We start from the raw sequence: 20,698 nt of genomic DNA, 5'->3' as shown, positions 1-20,698 counted from the left end.
TGGGTGCGTCAGATCGTGCCGAGTTTGATGATCGACAGAAGCGCGATCAGCTGGATCGCGGATGCGCCGAGTGCCTTCGGCCACGGCAGGTCGTGCGACTTGCTGACCATCGAGGTGAAGAGTGCGGCCGACGCCAGCCAGGTCACCCAGCCGAGGACCTGGACCAGGGAGTTCTCGCCGCCCAGGAACAGCGCGAATATCAGGCGCGGTGCGTCCGTGATCGACATGATCAGCATGGAGAGGCCGACCGTCGGCTGCCAGGCGCCGTCGCCGCCGAGCTGGCGGGCGAGGGTGTGGGTGACCGCGCCGAGGACCAGGCCGCCGATGACGAAGCCGACGCCCGTGAGGACGACGTACGGGACGGCGGCGGAGAGCGTCGCGTGGATCGCGTCGTCGCGGGCCTGGTCGAAGCCGAAGAGTGCCAGCAGGCCGTAGAGGAACGTGACGATGAGCGCCGGGCCCCAGACGGGGTAGTCGCGCATCTGCCAGAACGTCGGGCCGGGGCGCAGCACGATGCCGCTCAGCAGTTCCTTCCAGTGCAGGCGGGGGCCTGCGGGCTGGGCGGGGGCCTGGCCGGCGCGGTAGGTGTTGCCGTCGCCGTACGGGTCCTCGTTGATGCTGAACGCTTGCGTGTGACCCGGGTTGTTGGCGTACGGGTCGCCTCGGTGGGGCTGCTGGGGCTGGTTGTACGGGTCGCCGAAGTATTCGGGCTCGCCGTGTGCGCCGCCGTAGCCGCCGTTGTCCTGATGTGCCCCGGGTCGGCCGGCTGTGTACGGGGTGCCGTTGCCTCCCGTCGGCGGCCATGGCTGCTGACCGTACGGCGGCGGTGGTGCCTGCGTGCCGTACGGCTGCTGCCGCGGTTGCTGTTGCCCTTGCTGCGGGGTGCGGTTGTCCCGGCCGCGTCCGATCCTGAATCCAGCCACGTAATCGAACGTACCTGGTCCGGGACAGTGAGGTGCCGGGCCCGGAGGATCGGGCCCGGCTTTGCGGCCGAGCTGTGACATCCCCTAAGGGTGTCCCGATGCAGCAGTGAGGGGTGTCTACAGGGCGCTCGGAGGCACGGATCCGTACCGCAGGGATCGACGGACGAGGGCAGTCCGAGCATGCGCGGGGAGAACGGGCTGGGCACGGCGTCCTCGTCGCCGCGCAGCTGCCAGGCCGCGCCGAGCGAGCCGTTCCGGGGGAGCCGGCCGTGGCGTCGGGCGGGCCGTCGCCGTAGCCGCCGTGGCCGTCGGCCGTCAGGGGGTTCCGAAGGGGTCCCCGGCCTCGGCGACGCGGGGGGTGCCGGGGCCTGGCTGTTCTGGGCGCTGCCAGGGTTGTGCGGCCAGGACCACGCAGGGTCGGGCAGGGCAGCGCCGGGAACAGGGCCCCTTCTCCTCTGCGAAAGCGACGAGCCCGTCCCGGTGCTGTCCACCACCCGGGACGGGCTCACTGCGCTCACACGGCACGTGCGTGGTCAGTCGGCCATGACGTTTCGGCAGAACAGGTATCCAGTCGTGGAGATGCCCACGGCCGACGCGCGGAAGCTGACGGCGCCATGGGTGGTCACGCCCGAAGAGGAGCCGCGCAGGCTCCAGATGGCGCCGTCCGTGCTGTTCTCGCCGTCCGCGCCGACGGAGAGGTCCGCGCGGCCGTCCGCGTTGAGGTCGGCGAGCCGCACGGCCGAACCGAAGTGGTCGTTGTCCTCGTTGGCGCGGGGACCGCCGTGAGTGCGAGGACCACTGTGGTGGTGCGCTTGCGCATGATGTCCGCTTCCTGGAGAGGGGGAGCCGGACCCGCGACGCGTGCGGGTCCGGCCGGCGGGCGATGGGGACGTGCTGGTGTCAGCCGGTGAGTGCGGCGCCGAACGTCTCGTCGTCCCAGGGGCGGCCCGCGTCGTCGGGGCTGATGGCCATCGAGCCGGTGGCGGTCGGGCCGGTGCTCGAGCCGCGAATGCGCCAGACGGCTCCGGAGCGGACGGACTCCTGGGGTGCGGCCTCTCCGATCGCCGAGACCGCGAGGTCGGCCCTGCCGTCCTTGTTCGTGTCCGACAGCTGCAGCGCCGAGCCGAACAGATCGCCCTTCTCCACGCTGCCGGGGATACCGGTGGAGTCCTGGCTGAAGGACTTGGCGCCGATGGTGGTGACGCCGGACGCGGAGCCCCGCAGTACGACGAAGCAACCGGCGTCGGGCTTGGTGCCGATGTCCTCGCCGGGAGAGCCGATCACCAGGTCGCCATAGCCGTCGCCGCTGGTGTCGCCGATGGCGAGCGCCCCGCCGAACATGTCGCCCGGCTCCGCAGAGCCGGGCACTCCGGGCGTCGACTGGTGGAAGCTCACGCCCTTGGTGGTGTTGATGCCGGACGGTGCGCCGTAGACGATGGTGACCCGTCCACCCATGGCCGTCGTCTCGTACGAGTCGCCGAGTGCGATATCGCGGTAGCCGTCCTTGTCGAGGTCCCCGATCGCGGCTCTGTCGCTGTCCGGGAGTTGCCATGACTTGACGAGGCCCGTTGCGGAGCCGGTGTAGAGCCAGGCCTGGGACTGGCCCTCGTCGTCCTTGCGGGCCTGGATCACCAGATCCGCCTTCTTGTCGCCGGTGACGTCGCCGGCGGTGAGGTTGCGGACGAAGGTGCCGGTCTCGGCGGGGACGTGGACCGTCTCCGTTGCCCCCGCACCCCCGGAACGGTCGAAGGGGCCGTGCTGGATCTGCAGGTCACTCTGCGGTGTGCTGACGACGACGTCGGCGCTGCCATCGCCGTCGAAGTCCCCGGCGGCGAGCTCACTGCCGATCATGGAGCCGTCGAAGGCCTTCGGCACGGAGACGGTTGTCCCGCCCGAGACGCCGGCGGAGCCGCCCCACAGGATGCTGACGGAACCCTGGTCGGAGTTCGGTCCTACGTCCTCGCCGGGGGCGCCCACGGCCAGGTCGGTGTAGCCGTCCTTGTCGAAGTCGGCAGTGGCCAACTTGGCACCGAAGGAGTCGCCCCCTTCAGAGGAACCCGGGACACCGCTGCTGTTCTGACTGATCATCTTGTGCTTGGCCGGGTCGATGCCGGCGGATGTGCCGTACACGACGGTTACGTATCCGGCGTCGGTGGCCCCGCTGATGCCCGCGGGTACACCGATCGCGAGGTCGCGGTAGCCGTCGCCGTTGAAGTCGCCCTGCAGCCCGGACGGTGTGGCGGAGGCCGCCGTCGTCGTCACGGGCAGGGCGAGCAGACCGGTCGTGAGGGCTGCCGCCAGGACAAGGGTGCGCTTGCGCATGATGTCGGGCTTCCGGGAGAGGGGGAGGCCGGACCCGCGACGGATGCGCGGGCCCGGCCGGATTGTGGTGCGAGGTCGGCGTCAGTCCGTGAAGTTGGCGCCCAGGCGCGGGGTGCCGGTGGCGGAGATACCGAGGGTGGAGGTGTAGATGCCGGAGGAGGCGGCGAGGGTGCCGTCGGCGTTCACGCGGACCGGGTAGAGAGCGCCGTTGGAGCCGTTCTCCCCCAGCGCGCCCACGTACACCTCGTCGCGGCCGTCACCGTTGAGGTCGTCGAGGTGGACGTCCGAACCGAACTGGTCGTTCTTCTCATTGGTGTTGGGTACGTACGCGTTGTTCTGCTCGAGGAACAGGGCGCCCGAGCCGGTGATTCCGGAGCCGTCCGCGGCGCCGTACAGGACCGTCGCCGCTCCGGCGTCGGCGCCGCCGGTCAGGTCCTCGCCGGGGGTGCCGACGACCAGGTCGAGGTGGCCGTCGCCGTTGACGTCGCCGAGGTCGACCTCGGCGCCGAAGCCGTCGCCGCCCTCGCTGCCGCCCGGGACGCCGGGGGTCTCCTGCGTGAACTTCTGGGTGTCGCCGGCGGACGGGCCCGACGCGGTGCCGTGCACCACGGAGACCGCCCCGCTTTCGGCCTTGCTGTTGGAGTCGGCCCAGAAGTTGCCGATGACGACGTCGTCGTAGCCGTCGCTGTCCGTGTCGCCGAGATCCGTGATGACACCGGTGGGCAGGCGCTGGGAGCGCGCCGCGCTCAGGCCCGACGTGCTGCCCGGGATCCAGAGGTTGGCGTTGTAGTCGGTCTCGGTCGAGTAGCCGTTGACGATCAGGTCGTCGCTGCCGTCGCCGTTGGCGTCGCCCGAGTGGAGGTTCCAGATGCCCGCGCCGTCGCCGCTGTAGACGGCGGCGGAGAGCGTGGTGTGCCGACCTGTGGTGTTGGTGCGGGTGAACGGGCCGGTGAAGATGTCCACCGTGGCGGAACCTTGGTCGGACGCGATCGCGAAGTCGGCCTTGCCGTCGCCGTTGAAGTCGCCGGCCTCGGCCGGCCCGCCGAAGCCGTCGTGCTTGGTGGGCCGCGGGTCGGCGACCGTCGTGCCGCCGGTGAGGCCCGAGGGCGAGCCCCAGAGGATGGCCGCCGTGCCGCCGTCCTTGTCGGAGCCGACGTCTTCTCCGGGGGCGCTGACCAGCAGGTCGTCGTACCCGTCGCCGTCGAAGTCCCCGTACGCCGAGTCTGCGCCGAAGACATCGCCGCTCTCGGCGTTGCCGGGTACGCCTGCCGTGTTCTGGCTGATCGTCGCGTACTTCTTGGAGACCGTGCCGCCGTAGACGACGGCGATCTGCCCGGCATCCGCGTGGCCGCCGACATAGGCGTGCGAGGCGGAGACGGCGGTGTCGCCGATGCCGTCGCCGTTGAAGTCGGCATCGGCGTCGGCGCGGGCCACGCCGGTCACCGCGGACGCGCTGCCTGCCGACACGGCGAGCAGCCCCGCGGTCAGCGCGGCGGCCGCCGCCGTCGCGGTGGCGAGGCGTATGCGCGTGGGAGAAGGAGCGGGGGTGCGCTTGTGCTTCTGCATGCGGGTTCTCCTGCAGCATGCGGGGATGCCTGGCGGGCATCCGCAGTCAATGGGGTGCGTTCCGCGGGCGTTTGCCGGGAGTTGTCCCAGGCGTAGCCGTGCGGTTGGCGAACAGGAGACTCGCGGTGGGGCCGGAGGGTTGTATGGGGGGCACAACTATTTCTGGGGCGGGAGGTGGAGGCGGGAGGGAGGAGGCACGGGGCCTCCCCTGAGACTCCCGCTGCCGGCCGAGCACAGCCTGTACGAAACCATCCCAAAACCCCTTCCCGGCTTCACCGGGACCGCACCCGGGCGCGGCGGCTCCTCGTCCGCCTCGCGATGCCGGATCCCGCCCGACCTCGCGTTCGCGCCGGGTGCTCCCGCCGACACGTCCGCGTAGCATCGGGCCGGGCGCGGCTATTCGATCCGGAGTTGTATGCCGATGTCGTGCGGTGTGAACCCTTGCGACCGGTGCGGATCGAGGCCGTCGGCCGTGCCGCGCAGCACGATGTACTGGCCCTTGCGCTTGTTGTAGAGCTCCCCGAACACGATCGCGTCATCGTGTCCGTCGCCGTTGACGTCGAGCAGCGGGCCCGAGTGGACGAAGTAGTTCCAGTAGTGCGGGTTCGGGCTGCCGGGCAGCCCGTCGCTCTCCGCGTCGACCGACTGCTCACCGGCGGTGGACGGCACACCGGAAGCGCCGCCCGGCAGCAGCGTGATCTTTCCGTCGTGGCGGCGGAAGCCGGGGGTGTCGACAAGGACGTCGGGTTTGCCGTCCCCGTTCACCTCGCCGACGACGGGCCCGTCGCCGAAGTCCTCGCGCCGCCCGGTGCCGAGCGCCGTGTCCGAACGTCCCGTCCCCAGCCCGGACGTGGCGCCGTAGCGGACGGTGACGCCGCCCCGGGCGCCGGGTGTCGGCAGGAGCAGGTCGGGAATGCCGTCCCCGTCGGCGTCCCCGGTGTCCGGGGTGGCGGGGCCGTCGAAGGTGGAGACGGCCCGGCCGAGCGCGGCCTCGGGCCCGCGGTCGCGTACGAAGGCGCCCCGCGGTCCGTCCTTCTCCGCGCCGCCTTCGTAGTACGCCACCGAGGTGAGGCCGTCGGGCGCGGTCTCGTCCTCCTCGGAGTCGAACCGGTACGTGAGCACCGCTTCCGCGCGGCCGTCCGCGTCGAAGTCGCCCGTCGTCGCCGAGTAAGGCGTCGCGTAGCCCTCCTGGGAGAGGTCCACCTGCACCGAGCGCCGGTGGCGGCCGTCGTGGTCGAACGGGCCGTACAGGATGCGTCCGCTGCCGCCCGGCTTCCCGTAGTTCGGGTCGCCTCTGCCGCCGTAGCCGCCGTCGAGCAGATCGATGTGGCCGTCCCCGTCGAAATCTGCGGCGGCGAGGGGGTGGAACAGGTCGGGCCCGCCGACCCGTCGTGGCGGTTCGAGGCCGCGCGCGCCGCCGTACATCACGAAGCCGTAGCGCTGCTCCGCCACGGCTCGGGTGCCGGCCAGGTCGGTGAAGCCGTCGCCGTTCAGGTCGGCGCGCAGGGGCGGGCCCTCGTAGTGCCAGTCCTTGCGGCCGGCCGGGAAGCGGTCCGACCAGTCGGTGCGCAGGCCGTCCCGGGACCCGTAGACCACGACCAGGGTCGACGTGAAGCGCTTCTTGTCCTGGGAGGCCGAGTCCACGACGGTCGTGTAGTCATCGTACCCGTCGCCGTTGAAGTCCCCGGAGTCCGGGTGCGCGGAGCGCTTCCCGGCGTCGGGTTTCGACCAGGTCAGCGGGTGCGGGTCGGCGGTGCAGCCGGCGAGGAGGGCGGCGCCGCACAGGGCGGCGGCCGCCGCCGGGAACGTACGCGGGCGGAAGAACGCGGACAGCCGGCGGAACGGACGCATCAGGCGGTGAACTCCTTCGGGGAGAAGGTGACGTGAGGCTTCTTGGCGACGAAGCCGCCACCGTCGGCGCCCGGGTGCACCGCCCTGTGCACCATCAGCTGTGACCCCGCCCGTGCCTCGACTGCAACTCGCCCATGATGCCGGTGGGGTGGGGGAGGGGCAGCGGTGGGGGCGGAGGGGCCGGAAATGACGGGAGGGGCTGATGGGGAGTTCCCCATCAGCCCCTCCTGCGGCCGAAAGCTACTTCACCGGCTCCGGCTCCGGTGCACTCTCGGACTCCGGCTCGCCCGCCGGGTCCGCCGGGGTCTTCACCGAGTCGAGCAGCAGCTGCGATACGTCGACCACCTGGATCGACTCCTTCGCCTTGCCGTCGTTCTTCTTGCCGTTGACCGAGTCGGTAAGCATGACCAGGCAGAACGGGCAGGCGGTGGAGACGATGTCCGGGTTGAGGGAGAGGGCTTCGTCGACGCGCTCGTTGTTGATGCGCTTGCCGATCCGCTCCTCCATCCACATCCGGGCACCACCGGCGCCGCAGCAGAAGCCGCGCTCCTTGTGGCGGTGCATCTCCTCGTTCCGCAGACCCGGCACCTTCGCGATGATCTCGCGCGGCGGCGTGTAGATCTTGTTGTGCCGGCCCAGGTAGCACGGGTCGTGGTACGTGATCAGGCCCTCGACCGGGGTCACCGGGATCAGCTTGCCCTCGTCCACCAGGTGCTGGAGCAGCTGCGTGTGGTGGATGACCTCGTACTCGCCACCGAGCTGTGGGTACTCGTTGGCGATGGTGTTGAAGCAGTGCGGGCAGGTCGCGACGATCTTCTTGGACGACTTGGGCTTCTTCGTCGTCTCGTCCTCGTCGTCCTCGCCGAACGCCATGTTCAGCATCGCGACGTTCTCCTGGCCGAGCTGCTGGAACAGCGGCTCGTTGCCCAGGCGGCGGGCCGAGTCACCCGTGCACTTCTCGTCGCCACCCATGATCGCGAACTTCACGCCCGCGATGTGCAGCAGCTCGGCGAAGGCCTTGGTGGTCTTCTTGGCCCGGTCCTCCAGGGCGCCCGCGCAGCCGACCCAGTAGAGGTAGTCGATCTCCGACAGGTCCTCGACGTCCTTGCCGACGATCGGGACCTCGAAGTCGACCTCCTTGGTCCACTCGACGCGCTGCTTCTTGGCGAGCCCCCAGGGGTTGCCCTTCTTCTCCAGGTTCTTGAGCATCGTGCCCGCCTCGGACGGGAACGCGGACTCGATCATCACCTGGTAGCGGCGCATGTCGACGATGTGGTCGATGTGCTCGATGTCGACCGGGCACTGCTCCACGCACGCACCGCAGGTGGTGCAGGACCAGAGCACGTCCGGGTCGATGACGCCGTTCTCCTCGACCGTGCCGATGAGGGGGCGTTCGGCCTCCGCCAGAGCCGCGGCCGGGACGTCCTTCAGCTGTTCCTCGGACGCCTTCTCGTTGCCCTCCATGTCCTTGCCGCCACCGGCGAGCAGATACGGGGCCTTGGCGTGCGCGTGGTCGCGCAGCGACATGATCAGGAGCTTCGGGGAGAGCGGCTTGCCGGTGTTCCAGGCGGGGCACTGCGACTGGCAGCGACCGCACTCCGTGCACGTGGAGAAGTCGAGGATGCCCTTCCAGGAGAACTGCTCGACCTGGGAGACACCGAAGACGTCGTCCTCGCCCGGGTCCTCGAAGTCGATCTCCTTGCCGCCGGACGTCATCGGCTGCAGCGCGCCGAGTGCGACCGCGCCGTCCGCGTTCCGCTTGAACCAGATGTTCGGGAAGCCGAGGAAGCGGTGCCAGGCGACACCCATGTTGGTGTTGAGCGAGACCGTGATCATCCAGATCAGCGAGGTGCCGATCTTGATCATCGCGGTGAAGTAGATGAGGTTCTGGAGCGCGCCGAGGCCGAGTCCCTTGAAGGCGAGGACCAGGGGGTACGAGACGAAGTACGCGGCTTCGTAGCCCCCCACGTGGTGGATCGCGCCCTCGAGACCGCGCAGGGTCAGGATCGCCAGGCCGATGATGAGGATGACGTACTCGACGAAGTACGCCTGCCAGGCCTTGGAGCCCGCGAAGCGGGACTTGCGGCCGGCCCGGGAGGGCAGGTTCAGCAGCCGGATGGCGATCAGCACCAGGATGCCGACCGTCGTCATCAGGCCGATGAACTCGATGTAGAGCTCGAACGGCAGCCATTCACCGATGATCGGCAGCACCCAGTCGGCCTTGAAGAGCTGTCCGTACGCCTGGAGCAGCGTCGGTGGCAGCGTCAGGAAGCCGATGGCGACGAACCAGTGCGCGAAGCCGACGATCCCCCACCGGTTCATCCGGGTATGGCCGAGGAACTCCTTGACCAGGGTGATCGTGCGCTGCTTCGGGTTGTCGGTGCGGCTGCCTGCCGGGACCGGCTGTCCGAGTTTGACGAACCGGTAGATCTGCGCGACGGCTCGGGCGATGAGCGCAACGCCGACCACAGTCAGCACCAGCGACACGATGATCGCGGCGAGTTGCATTTGGGGGCTCCTCGGGCCTGCGAGGGTGGGATCCGGCACTTGTGGGACGTGTCGGAGTACAAGCGATTACTAAGCAGTAACTTAATCAGTCTGTGCTGACACTATCCACTTATTCCGCCGCGCTGTAGCCGCGCAGTCGGTGATCTGTGTCGCTCAGGTGTGCCTTGCCGCGGCGGGAGAGCCCGTGGACCGTGGCGCGAAGCGGAATGTGTACCGCCGCCGCCAGGATCATCAGGTCGAGTCCCAGCCAGTGGTGCTCGGCGTAGTGCTGGTCGAGCAGGGCCGGTTCGTCCCACGGCATTCCGGAGCGTGAGCGGATCTGGGCCAGGCCGGTCAGGCCGGGTCTCAGCTCCTGCCGCCAGTGTCGCGCGCCGGCCCCGTCCCCGGTGCCGCCGGTCGCTCCGTCGGCGGTTCCGGCCCGCTCGTCGTCCGGGGTGAGCGGTTCCGGTCCGACGAGGGAGAGCTCTCCCCGTACGACATGGGGCAGCCGGGAGAGCAGGTCGAGGCGCAGTCGGCGGGTGCGCAGGGTGCGCAGTACGAAGTGCCGGCCGGCCAGGCCGATCCGCACGGAGCGGGTCAGTACGCCGCCGGGGGGCCGCCGTGCGGCGAGCGCGACGGCTCCTGCGGCGAGCAGGGGGGCGGCCAGGACGAGCAGGACCGAGCCGAGGGCCAGATCCAGCGCGCGCTTCGCCGTCATCTGCGTCTGCATCGTGCACACCTGTCGGGTTGGACGGGTCGGATGCCGGTTTTGTGCATCTCGCGGCATTTTGTGACAGAACGATCCCATGCGCGATGATGGAGCGGGGCGTGTGGGCCGTCGGGTCGGCAGGTGTCACCCTCGATCGCCGGTAGTGGTCGCCGGACATGTGCCCGGATATGCACCCCTCGGATCTCGGAGAAATCGCAGGTGGCGTGTGGTGTGTGCACGATAGTTGAGTCGACTCGACTCAGGTCTGTTGACTCTGGGGCTGGTGTCATGCATCCTTGAGTCAGATCCACTCAAGTAGTCAGTTGGAGGAATTGAAATGGCACGTGCGGTCGGCATCGACCTGGGCACGACTAACTCCGTCGTCAGCGTTCTCGAAGGCGGCGAGCCCACCGTCATCACCAACGCCGAAGGCGCCAGGACCACGCCGTCCGTCGTCGCCTTCGCGAAGAACGGCGAGGTGCTGGTCGGCGAGGTCGCCAAGCGTCAGGCGGTGACCAACGTCGACAGGACCATCCGCTCGGTCAAGCGCCACATGGGCACCGACTGGAAGATCGACCTCGACGGCAAGAGCTTCAACCCGCAGCAGATGAGCGCCTTCATCCTGCAGAAGCTGAAGCGCGACGCGGAGGCGTACCTGGGCGAGAAGGTCACCGACGCGGTGATCACCGTCCCGGCGTACTTCAACGACTCCGAGCGTCAGGCGACGAAGGAGGCCGGCGAGATCGCGGGCCTGAACGTCTTGCGTATCGTCAACGAGCCGACCGCTGCCGCGCTGGCGTACGGGCTCGACAAGGACGACCAGACGATCCTCGTCTTCGACCTCGGTGGCGGCACCTTCGACGTGTCGCTTCTGGAGATCGGCGACGGTGTCGTCGAGGTGAAGGCCACCAACGGTGACAACCACCTCGGTGGTGACGACTGGGACCAGCGCGTCGTCGACTACCTGGTGAAGCAGTTCGCCAACGGTCACGGTGTGGACCTGTCCAAGGACAAGATGGCTCTCCAGCGTCTCCGCGAGGCCGCGGAGAAGGCGAAGATCGAGCTGTCCTCCTCGACGGAGACCACGATCAACCTGCCCTACATCACGGCGTCCGCCGAGGGCCCGCTGCACCTGGACGAGAAGCTCACGCGCGCCCAGTTCCAGCAGCTCACCGCGGACCTCCTGGACCGCTGCAAGAACCCGTTCCACAACGTCATCAAGGACGCGGGCATCCAGCTCTCCGAGATCGACCACGTCGTTCTCGTCGGTGGCTCGACCCGTATGCCGGCCGTCGCCGAGCTCGTCAAGGAGCTGACCGGTGGCCAGGAGGCCAACAAGGGTGTGAACCCGGACGAGGTCGTCGCCATCGGTGCCTCGCTCCAGGCCGGTGTCCTCAAGGGTGAGGTCAAGGACGTTCTGCTCCTCGACGTCACGCCGCTGTCCCTCGGTATCGAGACCAAGGGCGGCATCATGACGAAGCTCATCGAGCGCAACACCACGATCCCGACCAAGCGGTCCGAGATCTTCACGACGGCCGAGGACAACCAGCCGTCGGTGCAGATCCAGGTCTACCAGGGTGAGCGCGAGATCGCGGCGTACAACAAGAAGCTCGGCATGTTCGAGCTGACCGGTCTGCCGCCGGCCCCGCGTGGTGTCCCGCAGATCGAGGTCGCGTTCGACATCGACGCCAACGGCATCATGCACGTCGCTGCCAAGGACCTCGGCACCGGCAAGGAGCAGAAGATGACCGTCACCGGTGGCTCCTCGCTGCCGAAGGACGAGGTCAACCGGATGCGTGAGGAGGCCGAGCAGTACGCGGAGGAGGACCACCGCCGTCGCGAGGCCGCCGAGTCCCGCAACCAGGGCGAGCAGCTCGTCTACCAGACGGAGAAGTTCCTCAAGGACAACGAGGACAAGGTCCCCGGTGACGTGAAGACGGAGGTGGAGGCCGCGCTCACCGAGCTGAAGGAGAAGCTCAAGGGCGAGGACACCGCCGAGATCCGTACCGCCACCGAGAAGGTCGCGGCCGTCTCGCAGAAGCTGGGCCAGGCGATGTACGCCAACGCACAGGCCGAGGGTGGCCCGCAGGGTGACCCGCAGCCCGGCCAGGCGCACGCCGACGGCGCGGACGACGTCGTCGACGCCGAGATCGTGGACGACGAGCGGGACGCCAAGGGCGGTGCGGTGTGACCGAGGAGACTCCGGGCTTCGAGGAGAAGCCTGACGTCCCCTCCGGCGCCACCCCTGACGGAGCTGAGCCGAAGGACGCCGCCCCCTCTTCGGAGGAGGGGGCGCCCCCGGCCGGGGACGCAGTACAGACAGTCGGCCTCACCGCCCAGCTGGACCAGGTCCGCACCGCGCTCGCAGAGCGCACGGGCGACCTCCAGCGGCTCCAGGCCGAGTACCAGAACTACCGCCGCCGCGTCGAGCGGGACCGGGTCACGGTCAAGGAGATCGCTGTCGCGGGTCTCCTGTCCGAGCTCCTGCCCGTGCTCGACGACGTCGGTCGCGCCAGGGAACACGGCGAGCTCGTGGGCGGGTTCAAGTCGGTGGCCGAATCGCTCGAGACGGTCGTCGCCAAGCTGGGCCTGCAGCAGTTCGGCAAGGAGGGCGAGCCCTTCGACCCGACGATCCACGAGGCGCTGATGCACTCGTACGCGCCGGATGTCACCGAGACGACCTGCGTGGCGATCCTCCAGCCGGGGTATCGCATCGGCGAGCGCACCATCCGCCCCGCGCGGGTGGCGGTGGCCGAACCCCAGCCGGGGGCGGCCCCTGCGGCGGCGAAGGAAGAGAAGACAGACGACGAGGAGAGCGGTGGCACCGAGGAGGTCTGACATTTCGTCCGACCACCGCGGGGCCCACCGTCTGCCCCGGCGACCGGCCCTCGGGCCGGTCGCCCGGCCGATCGTCCGGAAGGAGGGACGTCGATGAGCACGAAGGACTTCGTCGAGAAGGACTACTACAAGGTCCTCGGCGTCCCCAAGGACGCCACCGACGCCGAGATCAAGAAGGCGTACCGCAAGCTCGCCCGCGAGTTCCACCCGGACGCCAACAAGGGCGACGACAAGGCGGAGGAGCGCTTCAAGGAGATCTCCGAGGCCAATGACATCCTCGGCGACTCCAAGAAGCGCAAGGAGTACGACGAGGCGCGCGCCCTCTTCGGCAACGGCGGCTTCCGGGCCGGTCCCGGTGGTGCGGGAGGAAACTTCAACTTCGACCTGGGCGACCTCTTCGGAGGCACCCAGGGCGGCGGAGCCGGCGGCCCCGGTGGCTTCGGCGGCGGCGGTCTCGGCGATGTCTTCGGCGGCCTGTTCAACCGGGGCGGCGGTGCGGGGACACGCGTGCAGCCGCGCCGCGGCCAGGACATCGAGTCCGAGGTGACGCTCAGCTTCACCGAGGCGGTCGACGGGGCCACGGTCCCGCTGCGGATGTCCAGCCAGGCGCCCTGCAAGGCGTGTTCGGGCACCGGCGACAAGAACGGCACCCCGAGGGTCTGCCCGACCTGTGTCGGCACCGGCCAGGTGTCGCGTGGCAGCGGCGGTGGGTTCTCGCTCACCGATCCCTGCGTGGACTGCAAGGGCCGGGGCCTCATCGCCCAGGACCCGTGCGATGTCTGCAAGGGCAGCGGGCGGGCGCGTTCGTCGCGCACCATGCAGGTCAGGATCCCGGCGGGCGTCTCCGACGGCCAGCGGATCCGACTGCGCGGCAAGGGCGCTCCGGGCGAGCGCGGCGGCCCGGCCGGCGATCTGTACGTCGTCGTCCATGTCGACGCCCACCCGGTCTTCGGCCGCAGGGACGACAACCTCACGGTCACCGTGCCCGTCACCTTCGTGGAGGCGGCGCTCGGCGGCGAGGTGAAGGTCCCCACGCTCGGAGGACCCCCGGTCACCCTGAAACTGCCGGCCGGTACCCCCAACGGGCGTACGATGCGCGCCCGGGGCAAGGGTGCGGTGCGCAAGGACGGCACCCGGGGCGACCTGCTGGTCACCGTCGAGGTGGCCGTGCCGAAGGAACTGGGTCCCGAGGCGCAGGACGCGCTGGAGGCCTACCGGAAGGCGACCGCGGGGGAGGACCCGCGGGCGGAGCTGTTCCAGGCCGCGAAGGGAGCATGATGTGGACGGCCGACGACGTAATCCGTACCAACTGACCGATGACTCACCGGTGTACGTGATCTCGATCGCGGCCCAGCTCTCGGGCCTGCATCCGCAGACACTGCGCCAGTACGACCGCCTCGGCCTGGTCTCCCCGGACCGCACGGCCGGCCGCGGCCGGCGCTACTCGGCCCGTGACATCGAGCTGCTGCGCACCGTGCAGCAACTGTCGCAGGACGAGGGCATCAACCTGGCGGGCATCAAGCGCATCATCGAACTGGAGAACCAGGTGGCCGCGCTCCAGCAGCGCGTCGCCGAACTCTCCGCGGCAGTGGACGGCGCGGCGGCGGCGATGCAGCAGCGCGAGGCGCAGGTGCATGCGTCGTACCGACGCGATCTGGTGCCGTATCAGGATGTGCAGCAGACCAGTGCGTTGGTGGTCTGGCGGCCGAAGAGGCCGAAGGAATAGGCGCGGTTACGGCGCACGCACGACGGCCGAGGCCCGTCACCCGGAAACGGGTGGCGGGCCTTCCGCGTCGGCGGTGGCGGCAGCGGCGCCGTCCGGCTCGACGATGCCCGACCGGATGATGAGCGCGCCCAGATGGGTCCGGCTGGAGGCGTTGAGTGCCTGCATGAGTTTGGCGATGTGGGACCGGCAGGTGCGCACGCTGATGCCCAGCTTGCGGGCGACGGCGTCGTCCACGTGGCCCTCGACCAGGAGGCGCGCGATGCTGCGTTGTACGGCGGTGACGGGGGTGCCGGGAGCCGCTGTGTGCAGGGGCTCGGTGAGCGGGGTGGCCTGCTCCCAGAGGACCTCGTACACCTGCACGAGGAAGCGGATCAGGGCGGGGTGGCGGATCTCCAGGGCGATGTCCCGCTCGGGGTTGGCCGGGATGAAGGCCACGGTGCGGTCGAAGATGATGAGCCGCTCGATGGTCTGTTCCGCCGTACGCACTTGCACGCGGTCGGCGGGCAGTACCTCCAGATAATCTCTGATGAAGGTGCTGTAGCGGGCGGGATGCTGGTAGATGTGGCGCAGCCGGGCTCCCCGGTTGACGGCTGTCAGACCATTGCTGCGGGCTCGGTGCATAAGGTGCTGCTGCCGTATCCCGCCCGGTTGTGCGGTCAGTGCCTCCTCTCGTACGGCTGCCGATGCATGCTCCAGGGCGGCATTGATCACCGGCCTGCCTTCGAGCACTGTGATCCCGAGGTTGGGGTCCTCGCTGGCAAGAGCGGTCAGAGGTGCCAGGGATGCGGCCAGGGCGGTAGTGATCTGTATCCGGTCGAGGATCTCCCGGGCGATGGGCTGCAACAGGTGTGCCATGGCTGCCGATGGCGGTACGGGACGCATCCAAGCGGCCTCGTGGGGATCGGGGTGGAGCAGGGCCATCTCGATGAGGCACGGAGCCGGGGCGACGTCGGTCCGGGCGATGCGTCCGTTGCGCAGAGCTTCGGAGTAGAGGCGGATCGCCGGTTCGCAGAGTTCGGTGGTTCCGTGTGGGTGGTCTGTTTTGCCCTCCAACGTGCCCATCGGGAACCCCCCACTCTGTGCAGTGCAACAAGATGACGGTGGCGAAAAGACTAGCTGTCAGGAGAGTGTGGTGATGTCCCGGGAACGGGGAACTCCCATGGTGCATCCGGGGCGTGAACAAGCTCTCCCCCGTCGTGTGGCCACGCAGCCGGCCGGCGAATGGGACGGTGTGGCTGCGAACGGTCAGGAACCCTGTTCCAGGATTCCTGACCGCGCTATCAGATAGCCGAGTTGGGCTCGGCTGCTGCTGCCGAGAGTGGAGGACAGCTTGGCGACATGCGCACGGCAGGTGCGGACGTTCATGCCGAGGCGGCGGGCTATTGCCTCGTCGACGTACCCCTCGACCAGCAGGGTTGCAATGGCGCGCTGGACGCCCGTGATGCCGTCGGGAGCCGGGTTGTACGGGGCTGCTTCGTTCAATGGAAGGGCCCGGCGCCAGAGTTGTTCGAAGACCTTCGTCAGGTACGCGACCAGACCGGGATGCCGTAGCTCGAGTGCGATGCGGCGGTCGTCCCTGGCCGGGATGAAGGCGACGGTCTCGTCGCAGATGATGAGACGCTCGATGAGCTCTTCGAGTGTGCGTATCTGCAGTTTGGCGCCGGCCATCAGTTCCACGTAGGCGAACGTGCGCTGGCTGTGCCTGACCGTGTGCTGGTAGAGGGTGCGGACACTGATGCCACGGTCTATCAGGGGTTTGCTGCGGGTCAGGGCCTCGCTGAGGACGTCCTCGCTGCGTCCACCACCGGGCTGGATGGTCAGTACCTCCGTGCGGCTCTCGGCGATGGCCAGATCGAGTGCTCCGTTGATCCGGTCGATGCCTTCCAGCACAGTGATCGCGTGCGTGGGTGCCGGACTCTGGGCGCTGATGGCCATGAACGGTTCGAAGGCCTCGGTCAATTCCACGGATGTCCGTCTGCGGTCCTGGATCTCGCGTTCCAGCGGATGTAGCCGCTGCGCCAGGGCGGCGGAGGGCGGAACCGGGCGGAGCCACGAGGCGTCGTCCGGGTCGGGCAGCAGCAGCCCGAGTTCGATGAGGCAGGGTGCGGGTTCCACTTCGGTGCGAGCGATGCGTCCGACGCTCAGTGCGCTGGCGTACAGCCGAGCACCCTCGGTGCACAGGTCCGTGACCGGGTGATTATGTGTCGGTTTCGTGTTGGTTGTAGGCAAATCTCCACCCCCCAGGGTCCTGTACGTGCAGGAACATGATGCATCGCTCCTGTGGCATTGACGTGCCTGAATGAGCCATCGTCTTGTCAGGCGGGGGAGAGGAAACCATCAAGTGAGGACGAAGCCGACTATGTACAAGCGAATGCTTCGCTCAGTGCTTGTCACTGCTTTTGCCGCTGCTGCGCTGCTGCTCGCGGCGAACATGTCTCCCGGGGATGTCGGCTGGGACAGCGTGCAGTCCGGCTCCGCCATCGGCGTCCAGGGTTCCGATGTCGGCTGGGACACCACCCCGGCGAATCTGGCGGGCGCATGACCATCCCGCCGGACGACCGGGTTTTCCGGCGGGAGATGGCCTCTGCCTACCGCTCAGGGTGGCACTTCATCGATCTGCTCACGGCACTCCCCCGCCATGGCGATTCGTTGATGGTCACCCTGCTCGGGGAGCCGATCGTCGTTGTCCTGGAGGACGACGAAGAAGTGCGCGCCTACCGATGCCTTCGTCGCCCCCGCGGGGCGCCGCAGCCCGTTCGTTGTGCCATCCGGTACGGAATGATCTTCGTCAACCTCGATCAGCGTGACCACCAGCTGATCGAACCCGAAACCATCACCGCCACCCCCCGCAGTGCCTGAGCGATCCCCCGTCGTTCCATGTCGCTCAGACACTTCCCCCACACAGCGGCGTCATCGTGACCTGAACACGGTGGCGCCGCTGTGCTGTCCAGGGACGGGCGGCGGGGAGCTGCCGGGGGTCAGGCCGTGCGGACCGGTGCGCCCCTGCCGAGGGCCCGGTCGAGGGTGATCTCGATGACGACCCGGTCCGGGTTGGGCGCCGGGGTGCGCTCGTAGCGTTCCGCGTAGCGGCGTACGGCGTCGTCGACCACGTCCTGCTCCGTGCGGATCGTCGCGCGGCCCTCCAGCGTCGCCCAGCGGCCCCGGTCGACCTGGCAGACCGCCACCCGTGCCCCGTCCGGGCCGGCGGCCAGGACGTGGGCGACCTTTCTGCTGCTCTTGTTGGTGATGATGCGCGCGAGCCCGGCCTCGGGGTCGTACGTCACGCCGACCGGCACCACGTGAGGGGTGCCGTCGGGGCGGAGGGTGGTCAGGGTGCACACGTGGTACTCGCGCCAGAAGGCGAGGTACTCGGGGCTGGGGTTGCGTACGTCTACGGCCATGGACCAAGGGTAGGCAGCCGTCGCCCGGCCCTGCGGTGGCGCAGGGGTTGTCCGGCCGGTTGACTCGGACACGAGCGGGTTTCTGTCGGTGGTTGCTGCCGGAGCCCGGTGGTTTTCGTCAGGATCCCGACTTGAGTGGAATAGACTCAACTTTGTGGACGTTGGCTGAGTCAGTTGTCACGAAAGAAGTGGACGGACCAGCCACCGCAAGGAGGAGAGAGCGCACGTGGACGCCGAGCTGACCAACAAGAGCCGGGACGCCATCAATGCGGCCACCAGCAGGGCCGTGAAGGACGGGCACGCCGATCTGACCCCGGGGCATCTGCTGCTCGCTCTGCTGGAGGGCGAGGACAACGAGAACATCACCGACCTGCTCGCCGCCGTAGACGCCGACCAGGTCGCCGTACGGAGCCAGACGGACCGGTTGCTCGCGTCGCTGCCCAGCGTCACCGGGGCGACCGTCGCCCCGCCGCAGCCCAACCGTGAGCTGCTCGCCGTCATCTCCGACGCCGCGCAGCGAGCGAAGGAGCTCGGCGACGACTACCTCTCCACCGAGCATCTGCTGATCGGTATCGCGGCCGAGGGCGGCCGCGCCGGTGAGATCCTCACCCAGCAGGGTGCCAGTGCGAAGAGGCTGCTGGACGCATTCGAGAAGAGCAGGGGAGGGCGCCGGGTGACCACACCCGACCCGGAGGGCCAGTACAAGGCCCTGGAGAAGTTCGGCACCGACTTCACGGCGGCCGCGCGCGAGGGCAAGCTCGACCCCGTCATCGGGCGTGACCACGAGATCCGGCGCGTCGTGCAGGTCCTGTCGCGGCGTACCAAGAACAACCCCGTGCTCATCGGCGAGCCCGGTGTCGGCAAGACGGCCGTCGTCGAAGGGCTCGCTCAGCGCATCGTCAAGGGCGATGTGCCCGAGAGCCTGAGGAACAAGCGGCTCGTCTCACTGGACCTCGGGGCCATGGTCGCCGGAGCCAAGTACCGCGGCGAGTTCGAGGAGCGGCTGAAGTCCGTCCTCTCCGAGATCAAGGAGAGCGACGGGCAGATCATCACGTTCATCGACGAGCTGCACACCGTCGTGGGCGCCGGGGCGGGCGGGGACTCCGCCATGGACGCCGGCAACATGCTCAAGCCGATGCTGGCCCGTGGTGAGCTGCGGATGGTCGGCGCGACGACGCTCGACGAGTACCGCGAGCGCATCGAGAAGGACGCCGCGCTGGAGCGCCGCTTCCAGCAGGTCCTGGTCGCCGAACCGTCCGTCGAGGACACCATCGCGATCCTGCGCGGGCTCAAGGGACGGTACGAGGCGCACCACAAGGTGCAGATCGCGGACTCCGCGCTGGTGGCCGCCGCGACCCTGTCCGACCGCTACATCACCTCCCGGTTCCTCCCCGACAAGGCCATCGACCTCGTCGACGAGGCGGCGTCCCGGCTGCGCATGGAGATCGACTCCTCGCCCGTCGAGATCGACGAACTGCAGCGCGCCGTCGACCGCCTGCGGATGGAGGAGCTGGCGCTGAAGAACGAGACCGATGCCGCTTCCGTCCAGCGTCTGGAGAAGCTCCGCCGCGACCTCGCCGACAAGGAGGAGGAGCTGCGCGGCCTCACCGCCCGGTGGGAGAAGGAGAAGCAGAGCCTCAACCGCGTCGGTGAGCTGAAGGAGCGCCTCGACGACCTGCGCGGACAGGCCGAGCGTGCCCAGCGCGACGGCGACTTCGACACCGCCTCCAAGCTGCTGTACGGGGAGATCCCTGGCCTGGAGCGGGAGCTCGCGGAGGCCGACGAGGCGGAGCAGGAGGCCGCCAAGGACACCATGGTCAAGGAGGAGGTCGGCCCGGACGACATCGCCGATGTCGTCGGCGCCTGGACCGGCATCCCGGCCGGCCGGCTCCTGGAGGGCGAGACACAGAAGCTGCTGCGCATGGAGGAGGAGCTGGGCAGGCGGCTGATCGGCCAGACCGAGGCCGTGCAGGCGGTGTCGGACGCGGTACGCCGCACCAGGGCCGGCATCGCCGACCCGGACCGGCCCACCGGATCGTTCCTCTTCCTCGGCCCGACCGGTGTCGGCAAGACCGAGCTGGCGAAGGCGCTCGCCGACTTCCTGTTCGACGACGAGCGGGCCATGGTCCGCATCGACATGAGCGAGTACGGCGAGAAGCACAGCGTCGCCCGGCTGGTCGGTGCCCCGCCCGGCTATGTGGGGTACGAGGAGGGCGGCCAACTCACGGAGGCGGTCCGCCGCCGTCCGTACAGCGTCATCCTGCTGGACGAGGTGGAGAAGGCCCACCCCGAGGTCTTCGACATCCTGCTCCAGGTGCTCGACGACGGCCGGCTCACCGACGGCCAGGGCCGGACGGTGGACTTCCGCAACACCATCCTGGTCCTGACGTCGAACCTGGGCAGCCAGTTCCTGGTCGATCCGTTGATGAAGCCGGAGGAGAAGAAGGAGCGGGTCCTGGAGGTCGTACGCGCCTCGTTCAAGCCGGAGTTCCTCAACCGGCTCGACGACCTGGTGGTCTTCTCCGCCCTCTCCGGCGACGAGCTCGCGCACATCGCCGCGCTCCAGATCGACCGGCTCGCCAAGCGGCTGGCCGACCGGCGGCTCACCCTCGACGTCACCCCGGCCGCGCTGGCCTGGCTGGCGAAGGAGGGCAACGACCCGGCTTACGGGGCGCGGCCGCTGCGTCGCCTCATCCAGACCGCGATCGGTGACCGGCTCGCGAAGGAGATCCTCGCGGGCGAGGTCACGGACGGGGACACCGTACGGGTGGACGTGTTCGGGGAGGGCGAGGAGGCAGGCCTGATCGTGGGCGCCGTGCGGTGACGGACCCGGCGGGCGTAGGACGCCGGACCGACTGAAGTGTGCGAGGGCGGT

At 69.1% G+C, this 20,698-nt stretch carries 17 protein-coding genes; 7 read left to right on the top strand and 10 right to left on the bottom strand.

Annotation, left to right across the window (positions count from 1 at the left end):
• Window positions 1–8: 8 nt before the first annotated feature.
• The 7 genes from OHA03_RS12620 to OHA03_RS12590 all read right to left on the bottom strand — a co-directional run bounded on the left by OHA03_RS12620 (window position 9) and on the right by OHA03_RS12590 (window position 9,879).
• Entirely contained in the window at window positions 9–923 is a 915-nt protein-coding gene (locus OHA03_RS12620; RefSeq protein WP_267003715.1) for a YIP1 family protein, read from the bottom strand.
• A 533-nt stretch (window positions 924–1,456) separates the two neighbouring features.
• Window positions 1,457–1,660: an FG-GAP repeat protein gene (locus tag OHA03_RS12615; protein ID WP_323181197.1), complete on the bottom strand. Its 204-nt coding sequence runs from the start codon at window positions 1,658–1,660 to the stop codon at window positions 1,457–1,459.
• A gap of 163 nt (window positions 1,661–1,823) precedes the next feature.
• Window positions 1,824–3,245: an FG-GAP-like repeat-containing protein gene (locus OHA03_RS12610; protein ID WP_267003713.1), complete on the bottom strand. Its 1,422-nt coding sequence runs from the start codon at window positions 3,243–3,245 to the stop codon at window positions 1,824–1,826.
• Window positions 3,246–3,326: 81 nt separating this feature from the next.
• Complete coding sequence (locus OHA03_RS12605) at window positions 3,327–4,811, bottom strand: FG-GAP and VCBS repeat-containing protein (protein WP_267003711.1); 1,485 nt, start codon at window positions 4,809–4,811, stop codon at window positions 3,327–3,329.
• A 396-nt stretch (window positions 4,812–5,207) separates the two neighbouring features.
• A complete protein-coding gene (locus tag OHA03_RS12600; RefSeq protein WP_267003709.1) occupies window positions 5,208–6,662 on the bottom strand; it encodes a VCBS repeat-containing protein in 1,455 nt (484 codons plus the stop codon).
• A gap of 240 nt (window positions 6,663–6,902) precedes the next feature.
• On the bottom strand, window positions 6,903–9,170 hold the full coding sequence (locus tag OHA03_RS12595; RefSeq protein WP_267003707.1) for a (Fe-S)-binding protein: 2,268 nt from the start codon (window positions 9,168–9,170) through the stop codon (window positions 6,903–6,905).
• 109 nt (window positions 9,171–9,279) lie between these two features.
• Window positions 9,280–9,879 carry a sugar transferase gene (locus tag OHA03_RS12590; RefSeq protein WP_267003705.1) on the bottom strand — a complete coding sequence of 200 codons (600 nt, stop codon included), beginning with the start codon at window positions 9,877–9,879 and terminating at the stop codon, window positions 9,280–9,282.
• A gap of 316 nt (window positions 9,880–10,195) precedes the next feature.
• On the opposite strand from OHA03_RS12590, the gene dnaK reads away from it, so the two are divergent.
• The 4 genes from dnaK to OHA03_RS12570 all read left to right on the top strand — a co-directional run bounded on the left by dnaK (window position 10,196) and on the right by OHA03_RS12570 (window position 14,422).
• A complete protein-coding gene (dnaK, locus tag OHA03_RS12585; RefSeq protein WP_267003703.1) occupies window positions 10,196–12,049 on the top strand; it encodes a molecular chaperone DnaK in 1,854 nt (617 codons plus the stop codon).
• On the top strand, window positions 12,046–12,696 hold the full coding sequence (gene grpE, locus OHA03_RS12580; RefSeq protein WP_267003702.1) for a nucleotide exchange factor GrpE: 651 nt from the start codon (window positions 12,046–12,048) through the stop codon (window positions 12,694–12,696). The genes dnaK and grpE overlap by 4 nt, the downstream gene beginning before the upstream one ends.
• 93 nt (window positions 12,697–12,789) lie before the next feature.
• Window positions 12,790–13,974: a molecular chaperone DnaJ gene (gene dnaJ, locus OHA03_RS12575; RefSeq protein ID WP_267003701.1), complete on the top strand. Its 1,185-nt coding sequence runs from the start codon at window positions 12,790–12,792 to the stop codon at window positions 13,972–13,974.
• Between the two features lies 1 nt (window position 13,975).
• Window positions 13,976–14,422, top strand: coding sequence for a helix-turn-helix domain-containing protein (locus OHA03_RS12570; protein WP_030929299.1), 447 nt, complete (start codon window positions 13,976–13,978; stop codon window positions 14,420–14,422).
• Window positions 14,423–14,458: 36 nt separating this feature from the next.
• On the opposite strand, the gene OHA03_RS12565 is transcribed toward OHA03_RS12570, so the two are convergent.
• A complete protein-coding gene (locus OHA03_RS12565; protein ID WP_267003700.1) occupies window positions 14,459–15,484 on the bottom strand; it encodes a LuxR C-terminal-related transcriptional regulator in 1,026 nt (341 codons plus the stop codon).
• Between the two features lie 183 nt (window positions 15,485–15,667).
• Entirely contained in the window at window positions 15,668–16,651 is a 984-nt protein-coding gene (locus tag OHA03_RS12560) for a helix-turn-helix transcriptional regulator (RefSeq protein WP_267003698.1), read from the bottom strand.
• 154 nt (window positions 16,652–16,805) lie between these two features.
• Between OHA03_RS12560 and OHA03_RS12555 the strand changes: the two genes are divergently transcribed.
• Window positions 16,806–16,964 carry a hypothetical protein gene (locus tag OHA03_RS12555; RefSeq protein WP_267003696.1) on the top strand — a complete coding sequence of 53 codons (159 nt, stop codon included), beginning with the start codon at window positions 16,806–16,808 and terminating at the stop codon, window positions 16,962–16,964.
• Complete coding sequence (locus OHA03_RS12550; protein WP_030929305.1) at window positions 16,961–17,281, top strand: hypothetical protein; 321 nt, start codon at window positions 16,961–16,963, stop codon at window positions 17,279–17,281. The genes OHA03_RS12555 and OHA03_RS12550 overlap by 4 nt, the downstream gene beginning before the upstream one ends.
• 119 nt (window positions 17,282–17,400) lie before the next feature.
• Here OHA03_RS12550 and OHA03_RS12545 read toward each other — a convergent pair whose 3' ends face one another.
• The gene (locus tag OHA03_RS12545) at window positions 17,401–17,823 is read right to left on the bottom strand and encodes a pyridoxamine 5'-phosphate oxidase family protein (RefSeq protein WP_030929307.1); all 423 of its coding nucleotides are present in this window, start codon (window positions 17,821–17,823) and stop codon (window positions 17,401–17,403) included.
• A 226-nt stretch (window positions 17,824–18,049) separates the two neighbouring features.
• Here OHA03_RS12545 and clpB point away from each other — a divergent pair, with 226 nt between their 5' ends.
• Window positions 18,050–20,647 carry an ATP-dependent chaperone ClpB gene (clpB, locus tag OHA03_RS12540; protein WP_267003693.1) on the top strand — a complete coding sequence of 866 codons (2,598 nt, stop codon included), beginning with the start codon at window positions 18,050–18,052 and terminating at the stop codon, window positions 20,645–20,647.
• Window positions 20,648–20,698 lie beyond the last annotated feature (51 nt).

Source organism: Streptomyces sp. NBC_00154 (assembly GCF_026342835.1).
Lineage (GTDB): Bacteria > Actinomycetota > Actinomycetes > Streptomycetales > Streptomycetaceae > Streptomyces.
This window is presented reverse-complemented; position numbering and strand designations above follow the sequence as displayed.